Annotated in this window: 14 protein-coding genes and 1 tRNA gene; 7 read left to right on the top strand and 8 right to left on the bottom strand. The window is 39.4% G+C overall.

Translation table 11 applies throughout. From position 1 onward, the window contains the following. Positions 1-27 precede the first annotated feature (27 nt). Positions 28-1,002 (bottom strand): 1-aminocyclopropane-1-carboxylate deaminase/D-cysteine desulfhydrase, encoded by a 975-nt coding sequence (locus tag D3P12_RS13245; protein WP_317124661.1) that lies wholly within the window; start codon positions 1,000-1,002, stop codon positions 28-30. 17 nt (positions 1,003-1,019) lie between these two features. Here D3P12_RS13245 and D3P12_RS13240 point away from each other — a divergent pair, with 17 nt between their 5' ends. Together D3P12_RS13240 and D3P12_RS13235 are read left to right on the top strand one after the other, a co-directional pair. Continuing rightward, positions 1,020-2,066, top strand: coding sequence for an RluA family pseudouridine synthase (locus D3P12_RS13240; protein ID WP_118196252.1), 1,047 nt, complete (start codon positions 1,020-1,022; stop codon positions 2,064-2,066). A gap of 37 nt (positions 2,067-2,103) precedes the next feature. Then, positions 2,104-2,970 carry an aminotransferase class IV gene (locus D3P12_RS13235; protein WP_118197104.1) on the top strand — a complete coding sequence of 289 codons (867 nt, stop codon included), beginning with the start codon at positions 2,104-2,106 and terminating at the stop codon, positions 2,968-2,970. A 3-nt stretch (positions 2,971-2,973) separates the two neighbouring features. Here D3P12_RS13235 and fmt read toward each other — a convergent pair whose 3' ends face one another. Then, on the bottom strand, positions 2,974-3,891 hold the full coding sequence (gene fmt, locus D3P12_RS13230; protein WP_118196250.1) for a methionyl-tRNA formyltransferase: 918 nt from the start codon (positions 3,889-3,891) through the stop codon (positions 2,974-2,976). A gap of 61 nt (positions 3,892-3,952) precedes the next feature. Between fmt and D3P12_RS13225 the strand changes: the two genes are divergently transcribed. Continuing rightward, positions 3,953-5,182 (top strand): ABC transporter permease, encoded by a 1,230-nt coding sequence (locus D3P12_RS13225; RefSeq protein ID WP_317124660.1) that lies wholly within the window; start codon positions 3,953-3,955, stop codon positions 5,180-5,182. Between the two features lie 439 nt (positions 5,183-5,621). Here the strand turns inward: D3P12_RS13225 and mazG are convergent, their stop codons facing one another. Beyond that, a complete protein-coding gene (gene mazG, locus D3P12_RS13215) occupies positions 5,622-6,428 on the bottom strand; it encodes a nucleoside triphosphate pyrophosphohydrolase (RefSeq protein ID WP_118196245.1) in 807 nt (268 codons plus the stop codon). Further along, a complete protein-coding gene (locus D3P12_RS13210; protein WP_118196243.1) occupies positions 6,428-8,206 on the bottom strand; it encodes an aminopeptidase P family protein in 1,779 nt (592 codons plus the stop codon). The genes mazG and D3P12_RS13210 overlap by 1 nt, the downstream gene beginning before the upstream one ends. Positions 8,207-8,323: 117 nt before the next feature. Here D3P12_RS13210 and D3P12_RS13205 point away from each other — a divergent pair, with 117 nt between their 5' ends. From D3P12_RS13205 to D3P12_RS13195, 3 genes are all read left to right on the top strand, one after another. Then, the gene (locus D3P12_RS13205) at positions 8,324-10,342 is read left to right on the top strand and encodes a thioredoxin domain-containing protein (protein WP_118196242.1); all 2,019 of its coding nucleotides are present in this window, start codon (positions 8,324-8,326) and stop codon (positions 10,340-10,342) included. A gap of 23 nt (positions 10,343-10,365) precedes the next feature. Continuing rightward, entirely contained in the window at positions 10,366-10,863 is a 498-nt protein-coding gene (locus D3P12_RS13200; RefSeq protein ID WP_118196240.1) for an FKBP-type peptidyl-prolyl cis-trans isomerase, read from the top strand. Between the two features lie 77 nt (positions 10,864-10,940). Next, on the top strand, positions 10,941-11,345 hold the full coding sequence (locus tag D3P12_RS13195) for an EVE domain-containing protein (RefSeq protein ID WP_118196238.1): 405 nt from the start codon (positions 10,941-10,943) through the stop codon (positions 11,343-11,345). On the opposite strand, the gene D3P12_RS13190 is transcribed toward D3P12_RS13195, so the two are convergent. Then, positions 11,342-11,875: an acyl-CoA thioesterase gene (locus D3P12_RS13190; RefSeq protein WP_118196236.1), complete on the bottom strand. Its 534-nt coding sequence runs from the start codon at positions 11,873-11,875 to the stop codon at positions 11,342-11,344. The genes D3P12_RS13195 and D3P12_RS13190 overlap by 4 nt on opposite strands. 7 nt (positions 11,876-11,882) lie before the next feature. Beyond that, on the bottom strand, positions 11,883-13,808 hold the full coding sequence (locus D3P12_RS13185; protein ID WP_118196234.1) for an ABC-F family ATP-binding cassette domain-containing protein: 1,926 nt from the start codon (positions 13,806-13,808) through the stop codon (positions 11,883-11,885). 46 nt (positions 13,809-13,854) lie between these two features. Between D3P12_RS13185 and D3P12_RS13180 the strand changes: the two genes are divergently transcribed. After that, positions 13,855-14,886, top strand: coding sequence for a quinone-dependent dihydroorotate dehydrogenase (locus D3P12_RS13180; protein WP_118196232.1), 1,032 nt, complete (start codon positions 13,855-13,857; stop codon positions 14,884-14,886). A gap of 66 nt (positions 14,887-14,952) precedes the next feature. Here the strand turns inward: D3P12_RS13180 and D3P12_RS13175 are convergent, their stop codons facing one another. Then, entirely contained in the window at positions 14,953-15,135 is a 183-nt protein-coding gene (locus tag D3P12_RS13175) for a spore protein (RefSeq protein WP_118196231.1), read from the bottom strand. 27 nt (positions 15,136-15,162) lie between these two features. Beyond that, a tRNA-Cys gene (locus tag D3P12_RS13170) sits at positions 15,163-15,233 on the bottom strand. Positions 15,234-15,255: the final 22 nt, after the last annotated feature.

Genomic DNA, 15,255 nt, shown 5'->3' with positions numbered 1-15,255 from the left:
ATTGTGAGGTTAAACGGTACAGATATATCAAGAATTGGTTCTATCCAAATCTAACAAAAAATTAGTTTGAAATCCTAAAAAACCTGTCAGACCTCCGGTATGGATAACACATAACCGATCTCCCGAGCTAAAATGACCTTTTTCGATCAGCTTCTGGATTCCAAAAAGCAACTTACCTGTATAGACAGGCTCTATCAGAATACCCGTATTTTGACAAAAATCTTGGATAAAAGATATGAGCGGTGGTGTTGTTTTCGCATAACCACCAAAATGATAATCTAAGTGCAACCTGAAATTCGCATTAGGGTAGATAGACTTTACTGCGTTTTCGATAAAGGAGCCGCCTTTTAAAACGGGAATACCATGAACCTGAGCATGTGGGCAATATAATGAAGCACCTTGGGATATGCCGGCTAAGGTTGTACCTGTTCCACAGGCTACAAACAGATGATCATACTGATCTTTCAGTTCACTGATGATTTCTTCACACCCTTTTGCTCCGTCTGCAGAATAACCGCCTTCATCAATAAAAAAGGCAGTGGAATCATGCTTATGGTTCCGGTCAAATAAATTGTGTTTGTCACGGTACATTTCTCTACTTACAAAACGAAGATCCATTCCAAATAATCGACAAAGATTCAGTACAGGATTATATACTTGCTCGCCCCGTACATACCCAATCGTTTTGAACTTGAATTGTGCTCCGGCACAAGCAGTCGCCAGAAGGTGATTTGACCAAGCACCTCCAAAAGTTACTAACTTCGACTTTTCTTGCTCTCGCGCCTTTTGTAATGGATATTTTAATTTCCGCCATTTATTTCCTGAGATATAAGGGTGAATCAAATCATCTCGCTTGATCGATATTTTAATTCCCCTTTCAACCGCTGAGGGTATGACTAACGCTTGTTCCGGACTATAGAAATCAAAGTTAAGTTCCATATAAGATGCCTGACGATAAAAGTTAGATAAAACTAGTGAATCCTGATCGCAATTGATGAACATATCTTATTTTTGCAGTTATGAATAATGAACTTAATCCACAGGAGAACGAAGAACAGGATTTATTTGAGCACTTTAGGATCGTAGTGGATAAAGGACAAAGTCTGTTGCGTATTGATAAGTTTCTGATGCACCGAATAGAAAACGCATCTCGGAACAGAATAAAGAACGCTATTGACGCCGGTAACGTATTGGTAAATAACCAGGAAATAAAGGCTAGTTATAAAGTTAAACCGCTTGACGCAATTTCAGTGGTATTTCCACATCCACCGCGGGATACTGAGGTTTATCCGGAAAATATCCCGCTCGATATTGTCTATGAAGATCAAGATCTGCTAGTAGTTAACAAAGAAGCAGGAATGGTTGTCCATCCCGGCTACAACAATTATTCGGGTACTTTGGTGAATGCTTTGACATACCACTTTAATTCATTGCCTGAAATGCCCGGTAATGATGGCAGACCAGGCTTGGTTCATCGAATAGATAAAGACACGAGCGGATTGCTCCTCATTGCAAAAAACGAATTTACCATGACTCATCTTGCGAAACAGTTTTTTGACCATAGTATCCACCGCAAATACATTGCTATGGTTTGGGGCGATTTGTTAGAAAATGGCACTGTTACTGGATTTATAGGACGTAGTTTGAAGGATCGACGGGTGATGGATATGTATGACAATGAAGAGAATGGTAAATGGTCTGTAACTCACTATAAAATCTTAGAGCGACTTGGTTACATTACGTTGATAGAATGTCAATTAGAAACTGGTCGCACTCATCAGATCCGTGCTCATATGAGGTCTATCGGACACCCGCTGTTTAACGATGCTACTTATGGTGGCGATCGAATATTGAAAGGAACAGTCTTCTCGAAATATAAACAATTTATTGATAATTGTTTTGCTATTTTACCACGGCAAGCGCTGCATGCGGAGTCAATAGGATTCATACATCCACGAACAAAGAAAAAAATGACATTCGATAAACCATTGCCTGATGATTTCCGTTTATGTTTAGAAAAGTGGCGATCGTATGTTCAATATGATCGAGAGAATAAGCAAGATTAAACTATTATTTAGTATATATATAAATAAAAATACCTTAATGAATCCAGCTCGCTATTTAGATTATAATGGTGAATTTTATAGAAGTACAGATGCAATATTTCAGACAACCAATCGAAGCTTTAGGTATGGAGATGGGATTTTTGAAACAATGCGTTGTGAAAACGGAAAAATACATCTTTTAAACTACCATGTTCAGCGTCTGAAGGAGGGTGTGAGTCTATTGCAGTTTGACAGGCTCAATATGTTTGATGAAAGCTTTATTCTGAGCCGTGTTGAAGCACTTCTGAAAAAAAATGATTTATTAGAGAGCGAATGCCGTATTCGCCTAGCGGTGTTCCGTGATGGCGAAGGACTCTATACCCCAACAACAAATATGCCTGCCTATCTTCTGGAGGCAAGTCGGTTAGACAAGAAGATTAATATTCATAACCAAGCAGGGCTGATTATCGATATTTTTCCTGATCATCGAAAGTCAGTTAATACGTTATCGGGTCTTAAGTCCAGCAATGCGCTTCTTTATGTTCTTGCTGCAAACTATAGAAAGAAGCATGGTTTAGACGATGTCGTTATTTTAAATCAGGAGGGATTTATCTGTGAATCCTCCTCCTCCAATATCTTTGTTATCTACCAAAATAACATATATACACCAGCGTTGACCGAGGGTTGTGTTGACGGTGTTATGCGCCGTTCAATAATTGATTTTGCTGGCGAAACCGGGATTGAAATTATCGAGGCTCAAATTAATCCGCACATTCTTAACGAGGCAGAAGAAATATTCCTAACCAATGCGGTACACGGGATGCAGTGTGTTTTAGGATATAAGAAAAAGCGATATTTCAACCGTCTATCAAAGGAATTCTGGAGCCAATATGAATGTTGGTTAGATACACGGGATACAGAATAGATTTTATTGCCCTATTTGATATCCTCTTAAAAAATCAGTGACACTCATACGCTTCTTGCCTTCGATTTGCAGAACTTCTACATCGATGTATCCATCAGTGCAAGCGTATCGAAGAAAGCTTTTGCCGTCGCTCTTATAATCTCCGACCGCTATGTCAGGTTTTTCGTAAATTGGAGAGGCCTTAAAAATTTTTAAAATCTTACCATTTAACCGGGTATAGGCAGTAGGATAGGGGCTTAGGCCTCTGATGAAGTTATGTAGGTTTTTAGCAGACTGTGCCCAGTTGATTTTACAATCATCCTTGTGAATTTTCGGTGCGCTTTTTAGCGTCTCCTTATCTGTTTGTTGTGGTGTTCCTTCTATTTTATTTTGCTTAATTGCCTGAACTGTCTTGACCAAAAGTTGTGCGCCAACTTTCATAAGCTCGTCATGTAAATCTCCGGCTGTATCATTGTTGCTGATCGGCACTTTTTCGGAGAATAAAATATTACCGGTGTCGATTTCGTGTTGAAGTAAGAATGTTGTCACACCACTTTCTTTTTCGCCATTTATAATGGCATGGTTAATCGGCGCAGCACCTCGGTACTGAGGCAATAAAGAAGCATGCAGGTTTATCGTCCCTTTTTTCGGCATACTCCACACGACTTCAGGTAACATCCTAAAAGCCACGACGATCTGAAGTTCAGCCTGGTAGCTTTTTAACTCGCTCAGAAAATCAGGATCTTTCAAGTTTGTCGGTTGCATAATGGCCAAGCTTTGTTCCTGAGCATAACGTTTTACAGCAGATTGATGAAGCTTCTGCCCTCGACCCGCTGGTTTATCAGGTGCTGTAACCACTGCAACTACTTTCTCTCCTGCATCTAATAACGCTTTAAGCGAAGCAACTGCAAAGTCTGGAGTCCCCATGAAAATAATCGACATATACTATTAATTAAAAGATTCTTAAATACATTCTTTACCTTTGCGAAGGTAAAAATAATATGTGTCTAATTTGAACTTTCCTTTATTCATAGCCAAACGTATAACAACGAAAAGTAATCGTACATTCTCGAAGTTAATTGTACGAGTAGCTATCGCTGGTATTATGCTGGGGCTTACAGTCATGATTTTGGCGGTAGCTGTGTTAAAAGGGTTCAAGAATGAAATTATAGAAAAACAACGGGGATTTAGCGGCGATGTCATTGCTTTTCAGTATGATCTGAATATAGCGTACGATAATATGCCAATTTCGTTGAGCGACACAGCGACTACCGAGTTAAAAGCAATTGATAATGTCAAATCCATCTATCCTTTCGCTACGAAACCTGGAATTATTAACGTCAACGATGAGGTAGAGGGTGTCGTCTTGAAAGGAATCGACGCACGGTATGATCAAAGCTATCTTGCCGAAATCCTTGTCGAAGGTAAAGGGATTGACTTTAGTGATGCCAATGCTGCAAATACTCAAATCCTTGTCTCGCAAACCTTAGCGAACCGGTTGAGTTTAAGTCTAGGCGATGATTTCCTGATGTATTTCGTTCAAGAACCTATTCGGAAAAGAAAATTTGAGATTGTGGGGATATTTAATTTGGGTGTTGAAGAAATTGATAAGGTCTATGTCATTGGCAGCTTACCACTTATTCAACGTCTAAATAATTGGGATCAAAATACGGTAGGAGGCTATGAGATGCGTGTGAATGATTTTAGTGATATCGAAACAACGACTACTGATATTGTTAACAGTCTGCCGATTGATCTTAGGGCGGTCAGCATTGTAGATTATTACCCCGAAGTTTTTAAGTGGTTGGATCTTTTAGATGTGAATACGGAAGTGATTCTTGTTCTGATGGTACTGGTTGCTGTTATTAATATGATTTCTGCCTTACTCATTATGATTTTAGAACGCACGGGGATGATAGGTATATTAAAAGCATTGGGATTTACGAATGGAGGGATTAGGCAAATCTTTCTGTATAATTCTGCATATTTGATCGGTTATGGCCTGCTACTGGGCAATTTAGTAGGGCTGGGACTCTGCTTACTCCAATCAACCACTCGTCTGTTCAAGCTAGATGAGGCGTCTTATTATGTAGATCATGTGCCAATATCTATTTCATTCGCCGATGTAGTTATGTTAAATGGAGGCACATTGATAATTTGTCTACTGGTGTTGCTGATACCCTCAGGTTTAGTGAGCAGGATTAATCCGGTAAAAGCTATAAGTTTTAAGTAATATTGCCCTTTGTGCATTAGGGTTAATATTAATAAAAGGGCCTAAAAAATTGTTCATTTCTCTGATAAAGCGTATTGAGAATGGAATCACCTTAAGACCTTGTTCGGATTTATAGGTGATTTTTTACCGAGTTATTTGCTGATACATCCCAATTTTCGTCTATTTATACGGGAGGAATAGGGAATTAATAGATAATTAATTGCTAAATACCCTTTACAACGTCTTGCCAAGGTACCCAAAAGTGATTTTTGTTTTTCACCCTTTTTGCGTTGATCTTGTACATGCTCATCTTCCGTTCTGTCGTTTAGCGCTTTGATAAGCGTACTCATGGTGAAGAAAACTTTGATAAAGGCAAATTGATTTCAAACAAATTGACCGACTAAGTTTTCTTTGCGTAAAATTGAAGTTAAGTATTATTTAAAAAGCACAACGGATAATATTATTCGAAAGTTTTCGCTTCGTTCCAATATACATCCATTTCTTCCAATGACATGTCGTGTAAGTTTTTGCCCTCTTCCTTTGCTCTTTTCTCTAAATGAGAAAATCGTTTAATAAATTTCTTGTTTGTTCTTTCAAGAGCATTTTCTGGGTTAATGTCCAGAAAACGGGCGTAATTGATCAGCGAAAATAAAACGTCTCCAAATTCGGCCTCTGCTTTTTCCTGATCGATATCTTTCTCCTCACTGATATTGAATTCATTTTTGAATTCGTTCAACTCTTCTTCAACTTTTTTCCATACCTGAGCTTTCTCTTCCCAGTTGAATCCTACCCCTCGGACTTTGTCCTGGATTCTATAAGCTTTTACCAAGGCCGGTAGAGATTGGGGAACACCGCCCAAAACAGACTTATTGCCTTCTTTAAGCTTAATTTGCTCCCAATTCTGTTTTACATCATCTTCATCATCTACAGCTACATCGCCATAAATATGAGGGTGTCTATTGATGAGTTTATCACAAATAGTATTGAGCACTTCTGTAATGTCGAAAGCCTGTTGTTCTTCAGCAATTTTTGCATAGAAAACAATGTGCAAGAGAATATCTCCTAGTTCCTTTTTAATTTCCGGGAGGTCATTTTCAAGAATGGCATCGGCTAATTCATACATTTCCTCAATTGTCAGGTGCCGCAAGCTTAGCATCGTTTGCTTTCGGTCCCAAGGGCAGTCTGTCCTGAGCGTATTCATGATTTCTAATAACCTTTGAAAGGCTCCGGTTGCACTAGTTTGTGGAGGAGGAGGAGTTTTACCCATTAGATTGCTTTTGTTTTATTTTTGAACCATTCTCGTTCGCTATTGTCCAGATGAGGGGAAATTTTCTCGAATACAACAGCATGATAGTTATTCAGCCACTCTATGTGCTTATCATTCAGTAAATCCTTGTCTACTAACGACGTTTCTATATAGCATAATGTCAAAGTCTCGAAGCATTGGAATTGGCCAAATTGATTTTCGGCTTCAATATGACTAGCTACAAGGTTTTCTATGCGAATGCCGTAACGCCCTTCAATGTAAAGACCAGGTTCTATTGAAGTGATCATGTTGGGCTCAATCGCGATGTTGATGTTCGCCGTGTTAAACACATGTGGACCCTCATGTACGTTCAAGAAGAAACCAACGCCATGGCCGGTGCCATGTCCATAGTTTTTGAAATGATCCCAGAGAGGTCTGCGAGTTATCGCGTCAATCTGATAACCCTTTGTACCAGTAGGGAAGTTAGTAGTACTTCCTTCAATCATCGCCTTAAGCACAAGTGTATAATCTCTTTTTTCCTCCGGACTAGGATTTCCTAATGAGATAACTCGGGTAATATCTGTAGTCCCTGTTGTATATTGTCCACCTGAATCAATAAGCAATAACCCGTTTGGTTCCAACGTAGATTTGTTTTCTTCGGTAGCTTTGTAATGAGGGAGGGCACCATGAGCCTTATAGCCTGCAATCGTATCAAAGCTCTCACCCACGAAGCCTTCTTGTTTGGCCCTGAATTCTTTCAGCTTTTCTGCAATCGTAATTTCGGTGATCTCTTTTTTCCCAATACTCATTTCCAACCAATAGAAAAAGTTGGTTAGTGCTGTACCGTCTTTAACCATCGTTGTACGAGTATGAGTAAGTTCAACCTCATTTTTTACTGCTTTTAAAAAAGTACTTGGATTAATATTTTCTACCTTTTTGCATGTCGTCGGAATGAGGGAATAATAAGCGAAGCAGTTACGTTTAGGATCAACAAAAACTGTAGCATCCCCAGGTAACGATGTGATCGCATGTTCTATTGCGTCATATTCCTGAATCGATACCTTTGATCTGTGGAGCTTTTCAATATCATCCCCACTTAACTTGGTTTTATCGATAAATAGTTGGACATCCTCCGGTTCAATAATAGCGAAACTCAATACAACCGGATTGCATTTTACGTCGGATCCACGAAGGTTAAAGATCCAAGATATATCGTCCAGTGATGAAATAAGATGAGCTGTGGCTCCACTTTCTCTTAGCCTGCTTCTTATCTCCGAGATCTTTTCTGCGACAGATTTGCCCGTCGTTTCTTCGTCTAACAAGTATGCCTTTTCGGTCGGCAAAGACGGACGGTCAGTCCAGATATCGTCAATTAGGTCAATATCTGAAATAACACGAATATTTCTCGTCTGCAAAGTCTCTATCGCCTCTTTGGCAACCGCTATTGACATCAGTTTACCATCAAAACCGACTGTTGCATCTTGGGTCAAGTGCTTTGCTAACCAGTCAATATATTCTGGAGCTCCTTGGTTTTTTAGTTTAACCAATTCAAAACCTGTGTCTTTTAGCTGCTCCCCAGCCTGAACAAAATAGCGGCTATCAGTCCACAAACCAGCAAAATCGGCCGTAATTACTAATGTTCCTGCTGAACCGGTAAAGCCTGACAACCACTCCATATTTTTATATCGATCTGGTAGATATTCACTCATATGAGGATCTGCAGAAGCAATAATATAAGCATCAATATTTTTTTCTTTCATCTTCTCTCTTAAAAGGGAGAGTTTGTTAAAAGGTGTCATATATTACGAATTAATAAGTTTGCAAGTTACTAAAAAGCTAAGGTTAAAACCTAAATATTAGCTTATCCTTCCTGTAATTTTCTATTCTTCATTGAAAATCTTACATTTATATAATATATGCCGAATCGGTTACAATTAGAATCTTCTCCATATTTGAAACAGCATCAGTATAATCCTGTTGACTGGTATCCTTGGGGTGAAGAAGCCCTATCCAAAGCGAAAAAGGAAAATAAATTAATCATCATCAGTATAGGATATGCGGCCTGTCATTGGTGTCATGTGATGGAGAGAGAGAGTTTCGAAAATACCGAAGTGGCGAAAGTGATGAATGATCATTTTGTAGCTGTCAAAGTTGATCGTGAAGAACGTCCTGATATCGATCAGGTTTATATGACGGCCGTACAGTTAATGAAAGGGCAAGGCGGGTGGCCGCTCAACGTTATTTGCCTTCCCGATGGTCGGCCAATATACGGCGGGACTTATTTTAAGCCCGAAGAATGGATCAGTATTTTAATTCAACTGAACGAGACGTGGCTTGAAAAGCCAGACGTAGCCTACGATTATGCTGAACGTTTGACAGAAGGTATTGTCCGGTCAGATTTGATCCCATACAATGAAGTACAAGAACCTTTTCGGTTGCAGGACTTAATTGATATGGTGAGCGACTGGAAAAATTCATTTGATGCTAAGTACGGGGGAAATCGTCGGGTACCAAAGTTCCCTCTACCCAATAACTGGCTCTTTCTTTTACGTTATGGATTTCACACGAAAGATAACACTGTATTAGACCATGTACATTTTACCTTAAAAAAAATAGCTTGTGGAGGGATCTATGACCAGGTAGGAGGTGGTTTTGCACGTTATTCCGTCGATGCTGAGTGGCACATCCCTCACTTTGAGAAAATGCTGTATGATAATGCTCTGTTAATCAGTCTTTACAGTGAAGCCTATCTCCATAAAAGAGATCCCCACTATAAACGTATTGTATATGAAACAATAGCATGGGTAAAAAGGGAAATGACACATCCTTCTGGTGCATTTTACAGTTCGCTCGATGCGGATAGTGATGGTGTTGAAGGTAAATACTATTGTTTTACGGAACGAGAAATTCGCGAGGCTTTGGGTGATGATGCGGAATCGTTTGTTCATTATTTTCAAATATCTTCAGAAGGGAACTGGGCAGAAATGAATACGAATGTGCTAAAGATCGACGAGCATGCTGACACATTGGCGCAAGACGTTGGTTATACAGCACAGGAATGGGAAAACTATCTCGCCGAAACGAAAAGGAGGCTATGGGACTATCGTGAAAAAAGGAATCGTCCTGCTTTAGACGATAAAATTCTTTGTTCGTGGAATGCCATGATGATCAGATCCTTATCTGATGCGTATCGTGTGTTTGATCAACCGGATTTTTTGGATGTCGCAAAAAAGTGTGATCAATTTATTAGTGAAAATCTTTTAAAAGCGAATGACAGATTGTTAAGACAGCCAGAACATCGGGGACGTCAGATTCTTGGTTTTTTAGATGATTATGCATTTTATATTGATGCTTTGATCGGATTGTATGAATGTACGTTCGAAGTCGGCTACCTGCTCCGAGCTAAAAAATTAACAGACAGGGTATTGGTTGATTTCTGGCAGAAAGGTGATACTGTGTTCAATTACAGTTCTCAAGAGGCGGAGCAGCTAATTGCCGATAAAAAGGAAGTTATGGATGATGTCATTCCTTCTTCCAATTCAGTTTTTGTCGGTCAATTATTCAAGTTAGGCTTGTTTTTTGATGATGATAACTATCGTTCAATGGCTATGCAGACTTTGGGTAATGTTTTTCCACAGATCAAAACTTACCCTTCCGCGTTTTCGAATTGGGCAATATTGGTATTAGAAGAGGTTGTTGGTGTTAATGAAATTGCTATCACTGGGCCAAAATTACATAAATATAGAAAAGAATTAGATCAGGTCTATCTTCCGAATCGTATAACCCTTGGGGGTACAGAAGAGAGTCTTCCTTTACTAAAAAATAAAATTGGACAAACAACGAAAGTATATGTTTGTAGAAACAAAAGTTGCAGCAAGCCGGTAAATAGTATACCAGCTGCCTTAAATTTAATTTTTAATCCGGAGAGTAATTAAAAGCTCTCCACAATTTTGATAAGATGAATATACAACCAAACACCGTAGTAGCGCTAACTTACAAGTTACACAAATTAAACAATGGAGAGAAGGAGTTTGTAGAGGAAGCAAACAAGGAAAACCCTTTAGTTTTCTTATCGGGTGTGGGTATGATGTTGCCTAAATTCGAAGAAAATATACAAGGCTTAAAAAAAGGTGATACTGTTGATTTTGAACTGAAAGCAGTTGATGCTTATGGCGATGTCGATGAAGCAGCGGTAGCTCAGCTCCCTGCTGATATGTTTAAAGAGTCTGGTATCCCACCTGTTGGAGAAATTATTCCTCTACAAGACAACCAAGGAAATCAATTCCGTGCGAAGGTAGTAGAGGTGAGTCCAGAAGTTGTTGTTGTAGATCTGAATCATCCCATGGCGGGACAAGATCTTCACTTTGATATTGAAGTATTAGAGGTTCGTGAAGCTACAGAGGATGAACTGTCGCATGGGCATGCACATGGGATAGATGGTCAAAGTAGTCATTAAAAGTAGCCATTAGTTGCTGAATTTTATTAGATTTGGAGAGGTTTGGGGATTTTCCTGAATCTCTCTTTTTTTTGAATATGAATTATTTCTTAGTTAAATCCGAACCTTTTAAATACAGCTGGCAACAATTTCTGAAAGATAAGCAAACATTCTGGGATGGTGTGCGTAATTATCAGGCTAGAAACAATTTAAAGGATATGAAAAAGGGCGATCTGGTACTTTTTTACCATAGTAATGAAGGAAAGGAAGTTGTAGGAATAGCTAAAGTCGTTAACGAATTTTATCAGGATCCAACTACGACTGATGACCGTTGGGTTGTAGTTGACTTGTCTCCCGTTGAAGAATTAAAGAACCCGGTAAGTCTGGAAACGATCAAAAATGATGATCTATTAAAAGAAACAGCATTGGTAAAGCAGAGCAGACTATCCGTAATGCCTTTGAAACGGGAAGAGTTTGATCGGATAGTCGAACTGGGAAGCTAAAGCCTTGGTGTATTTGAATTTGAGTTAAGAATGCTTCGCAGTTCAGAAGCTTCTGAGACTGCTAACCTTCCAGCTAAAACCAACCGTATCTCTCGCCGTTGAATCGCACTCTTATAGAATTCTTTCTCATCTTCTGTTTCCGGAACAAGTTGGGGAACTTTGACAGTATTTGAGTTTTCATCGATTGCAACAAAGGTATAGAAAGCTTGGTTAGATATTACCTTAGTCCCCCCAGGCATGTTTTGTGCCCATACAGTTAACCGAACTTCCACTGACGTGTTAAATGCTCGGGTTACCTGCGCTTCGATTGTTATTACCGCACCTAGTTTAACCGGATGTTTAAATGATACATTATCAACAGAAGCCGTGACTACAACCCTGTCACAATGTTTTTGTGCAGAAATCGCACCGGCTATGTCCATCCAATGAAGAAGCCGCCCGCCCATAAGATTATTTAGTGGATTGGTATCGTTAGGTAGAACCAATTCGTTCATGACTACATGTGAATCCTTTGCAAATTTTTTCTTCATCTTTACTTTAACTTTCTAATTGTTCAAGTTCCAGAATTTCATCCGCAATGCGCTCCCATTTTTCTTGGAGAGTAGCCTGTTCTGACTTGTTATATTCATAATCCTTGTTAAGCTTGGTCAACTTTTCCATGTCTTGGTAAACCTCTGGATCAGTAAGCTTGGTTTCTATTTCTTTTATTTTATTATTAATCGCCATGATGTCTTTATCCAGGCGATCTAAATCTTTATTTAAGCTTAAAGCCCGACGTTCTCTTGTGTTCTTATCTGCGTTATTGGATTCGCTGTTTTTCTTTACTTTTTTTTCCTTTACATGCTCCTTATGAGTACTATTGTTTTCTTTAATGAGCTTCCAATCTTCATATTCTTGATACGTACCAGGATATTCTTTGATTTTCATATCGTCAATATACCAAATCTTATTTGCGACATTGTCTAATAAGTAACGGTCGTGGGAAACGACAACAAACGTGCCTTCATATTGTTTCAAAGCCTGAATCAGAATGTTTATTGATTGAATATCCAAGTGATTTGTTGGCTCATCAAGTAATAGGAAATTCGCGTCGGCGGTTAATGCTTTTGCCAAAGCTACGCGCGACTTTTCTCCACCGGACAAGACTTTGACTTTTTTGAAAACATCGTCTCCTGTGAACAGAAAAGATCCTAAAATGGTTCGAAGCTCTGTCTCGGTATGTTTCGGTGCGAAGGCCTGTAGTTCTTGCAGAATTTCATTTTCCAGATGTAAAGCCTCCAATTGGTGTTGTGCAAAAAAAGTTTGCGTCACATTATGGCCCGATTCCGCCGTTCCTCCAAAGTCAGGATCCGCACCCGCTATAATCCTGAGTAAAGTAGACTTTCCTCGACCGTTTGCACCGATTAATGCTATTTTGTCTCCCTTCTCAATAAGTCCGTCTGCGTTCTTCAGAATAGGTACACCCGGGTAAGCCTTGCTAATATTCTTCAATGTCTTAACATGCCTGCCTGATTGTTTACTAAAACGGAAACTAAAATTAACGATCGGGTTGTAATCATCGACCGCGTCCACCTTTTCCATTTTATCCAGAGCTTTTATCCGACTCTGAACCATCTTCGCTTTACTTGCTTTAGCACGGAAACGCTCAATTAGTTTTTCTTCTTGTTTGATTTTAGCTTGTTGGTTTTTGTACTGATTGCTTTGTATTTCCTCACGTTGTGCTTTTTCTTCCAGGTAGAAACTGTAGTTTCCCGCATATATATTGAGCTTCCCTCTTTTTGATTCAACTGTTTTTTCAATTACGCGGTCCAGGAAATATCGGTCATGGGAAACTATGATTACCGCTCCTTCAAATGCCTGCAAATAGTTTTCTAGCCATTGAATTGAAGGTAAGTCTAAGTGGTTTGTAGGTTCGTCAAGTAAAAGCAAGTCGGGTGCCTGAAGTAAGATTCGTGCTAGCATAACCCGCATTCTCCATCCTCCTGAAAATTCGGATAGTTGGCGCTGCTGATCTCTTTCATCGAAACCCAATCCGGCCAAAACGCTAGCTGCTTTGTATTCTATATTGTAGCCATCGAGTGCTTCAAATTCGGCTTGTTTATCACTTAGTTTGTGTAGTATATCCTCACTGTAATCCGTTTCGAGCTTTTTGAGTAACTCTTCTATCTGATCATGCAATTCATTTTGTCTCTCAAAAGCTTCCATTGAAACCTGTAAGATGTTTTTGTCTGAGTGATATGATAGAAGATCCTGATTTAGATATCCGATCTTTAGGCCCTTAGCCATAGAGATCGTACCTCGGGTAGGCTGTAATTCACCCACAATTAACTTCAAAAGCGTGGTCTTGCCCGTTCCGTTAGCTCCAATAAGTCCGGTTTTTTCTCCAGGCTTTATATGCCAATTTGCTTCGTCATATAAAGCTCGTGCACCTATTTCGTAAGTTAAGTTATTGATAGATATCATTTCGCTGCAAAAGTACAATTTTTTAAATTGTTTCTATCTTTGCCTTATGTACAAACTTGTCAAACCTCTTTTTTTCTCATTAGATCCCGAAACAGCACATTACACCGTTACGGGCGGACTCAAAAGATTCTTAAAGATTTGGGGTTCCAAGAAGTTGATGAAAGCTTCTTTTTCTTATGAAAACCCCGCCTTGGAGCGAACCGTATTTGGTGTTAAGTTTAAAAACCCGGTAGGCTTGGCGGCAGGTTTTGATAAGAATGCTGAATTTACACAAGAGATGGCCTCGCTTGGGTTTGGTTTTATTGAAATTGGTACCGTTACCCCGAGGCCACAACCAGGTAATGATAAGCCTCGCATGTTTAGGTTGACCAAGGATAGTGCGTTGATTAATCGAATGGGTTTCAATAACCAAGGTGTAGATGTCGCGGCTTTACGCTTGAAATATTTTACTGAAAGAGATGGTTTGATTGTAGGAGGCAATATAGGTAAGAACAAAACAACGCCGAATGAAAACGCTGTCGATGATTATGTAATTTGCTTTGACAAGCTATTCGAGTACGTGGATTATTTTGTTGTCAACGTGAGTTCGCCTAATACACCGGGTCTTCGTGATTTGCAGGAAAAGGAGCCTCTAAAGAAAATACTCCATACACTCCAGCAACGCAATGAAGCTCGCGAAATACCTAAGCCTATCTTATTGAAAATCGCTCCCGATCTGACAGACAGTCAACTTGACGATATTGTTGAGATTGTAATAGACACCAAAATAGCGGGGGTTATCGCAACAAACACGACGATTGACCGGGAAGGTTTGCAAAGTCAAACTTCGCTGATTAATGAAGCCGGAGGTGTAAGCGGCAAACCACTCGCGGTACGATCTACAGAAGTTATTCGTTATTTAGCTGAAAAATCTAATCAACGTTTTCCGATTATCGGCGTAGGAGGTATTCATTCACCTGCAGATGCGCTAGCTAAATTGCAAGCGGGTGCGAGTCTCGTACAGATTTACACGGGCTTGATTTATGAGGGGCCTCAGTTGGTTAAACAAATTTGCAAGCGTTTGGTGAAAAAAGAATGAATAAGAATAAAAAAAACTGAAAGGTATTGCCTTTCAGTTTTTTGCCATATCCTTAATCAACAAGGATTATTTCTTCAAATCCGCTTCCAATTTGTCTAGAATTGCATTGTTTTTAACAACTTGTGCATTGGCTGGCATCTCTGAGCGGCTTCCAGTTTCAATGTTACGGCCTAATTTTAGAAATTGAACTTCTTTCTTGGCAGTTGTTTTATTTCTTCTATCTTTTCTTTTTAAACGTGTAACTCCCATTGTCGTGTTTTTTTAAAATTTATTACGAGGTCGGAAGCGGATTCGAACCGCTGTAAAAGGTTTTGCAGACCTCTGCCTAGCCACTCGGCCATCCGACCCTTTCCAGTAAAGGAATGCAAA

Origin of the sequence: Pedobacter indicus (assembly GCF_003449035.1) — a bacterium.
Lineage (GTDB): Bacteria > Bacteroidota > Bacteroidia > Sphingobacteriales > Sphingobacteriaceae > Albibacterium > Albibacterium indicum.
The sequence above is the reverse complement of the archived record's forward strand: the minus strand, read 5'-3'. Positions and strand labels throughout refer to the sequence as shown.

Bases quoted from the DNA above. Each gene is read 5' to 3' on its own strand.
- D3P12_RS13200 (WP_118196240.1), top strand. From the start codon at position 10,366: ATGAATATACAACCAAACACCGTAGTAGCGCTAACTTACAAGTTACAC.
- D3P12_RS13235 (WP_118197104.1), top strand. From the start codon at position 2,104: ATGAATCCAGCTCGCTATTTAGATTATAATGGTGAATTTTATAGAAGT.
- mazG (WP_118196245.1), bottom strand. From the start codon at position 6,428: ATGGGTAAAACTCCTCCTCCTCCACAAACTAGTGCAACCGGAGCCTTT.
- D3P12_RS13190 (WP_118196236.1), bottom strand. From the start codon at position 11,875: ATGAAGAAAAAATTTGCAAAGGATTCACATGTAGTCATGAACGAATTG.
- D3P12_RS13245 (WP_317124661.1), bottom strand. From the start codon at position 1,002: ATGTTCATCAATTGCGATCAGGATTCACTAGTTTTATCTAACTTTTAT.
- D3P12_RS13205 (WP_118196242.1), top strand. From the start codon at position 8,324: ATGCCGAATCGGTTACAATTAGAATCTTCTCCATATTTGAAACAGCAT.
- fmt (WP_118196250.1), bottom strand. From the start codon at position 3,891: ATGTCGATTATTTTCATGGGGACTCCAGACTTTGCAGTTGCTTCGCTT.
- D3P12_RS13185 (WP_118196234.1), bottom strand. From the start codon at position 13,808: ATGATATCTATCAATAACTTAACTTACGAAATAGGTGCACGAGCTTTA.
- D3P12_RS13195 (WP_118196238.1), top strand. From the start codon at position 10,941: ATGAATTATTTCTTAGTTAAATCCGAACCTTTTAAATACAGCTGGCAA.
- D3P12_RS13180 (WP_118196232.1), top strand. From the start codon at position 13,855: ATGTACAAACTTGTCAAACCTCTTTTTTTCTCATTAGATCCCGAAACA.
- D3P12_RS13175 (WP_118196231.1), bottom strand. From the start codon at position 15,135: ATGGGAGTTACACGTTTAAAAAGAAAAGATAGAAGAAATAAAACAACT.
- D3P12_RS13210 (WP_118196243.1), bottom strand. From the start codon at position 8,206: ATGACACCTTTTAACAAACTCTCCCTTTTAAGAGAGAAGATGAAAGAA.
- D3P12_RS13240 (WP_118196252.1), top strand. From the start codon at position 1,020: ATGAATAATGAACTTAATCCACAGGAGAACGAAGAACAGGATTTATTT.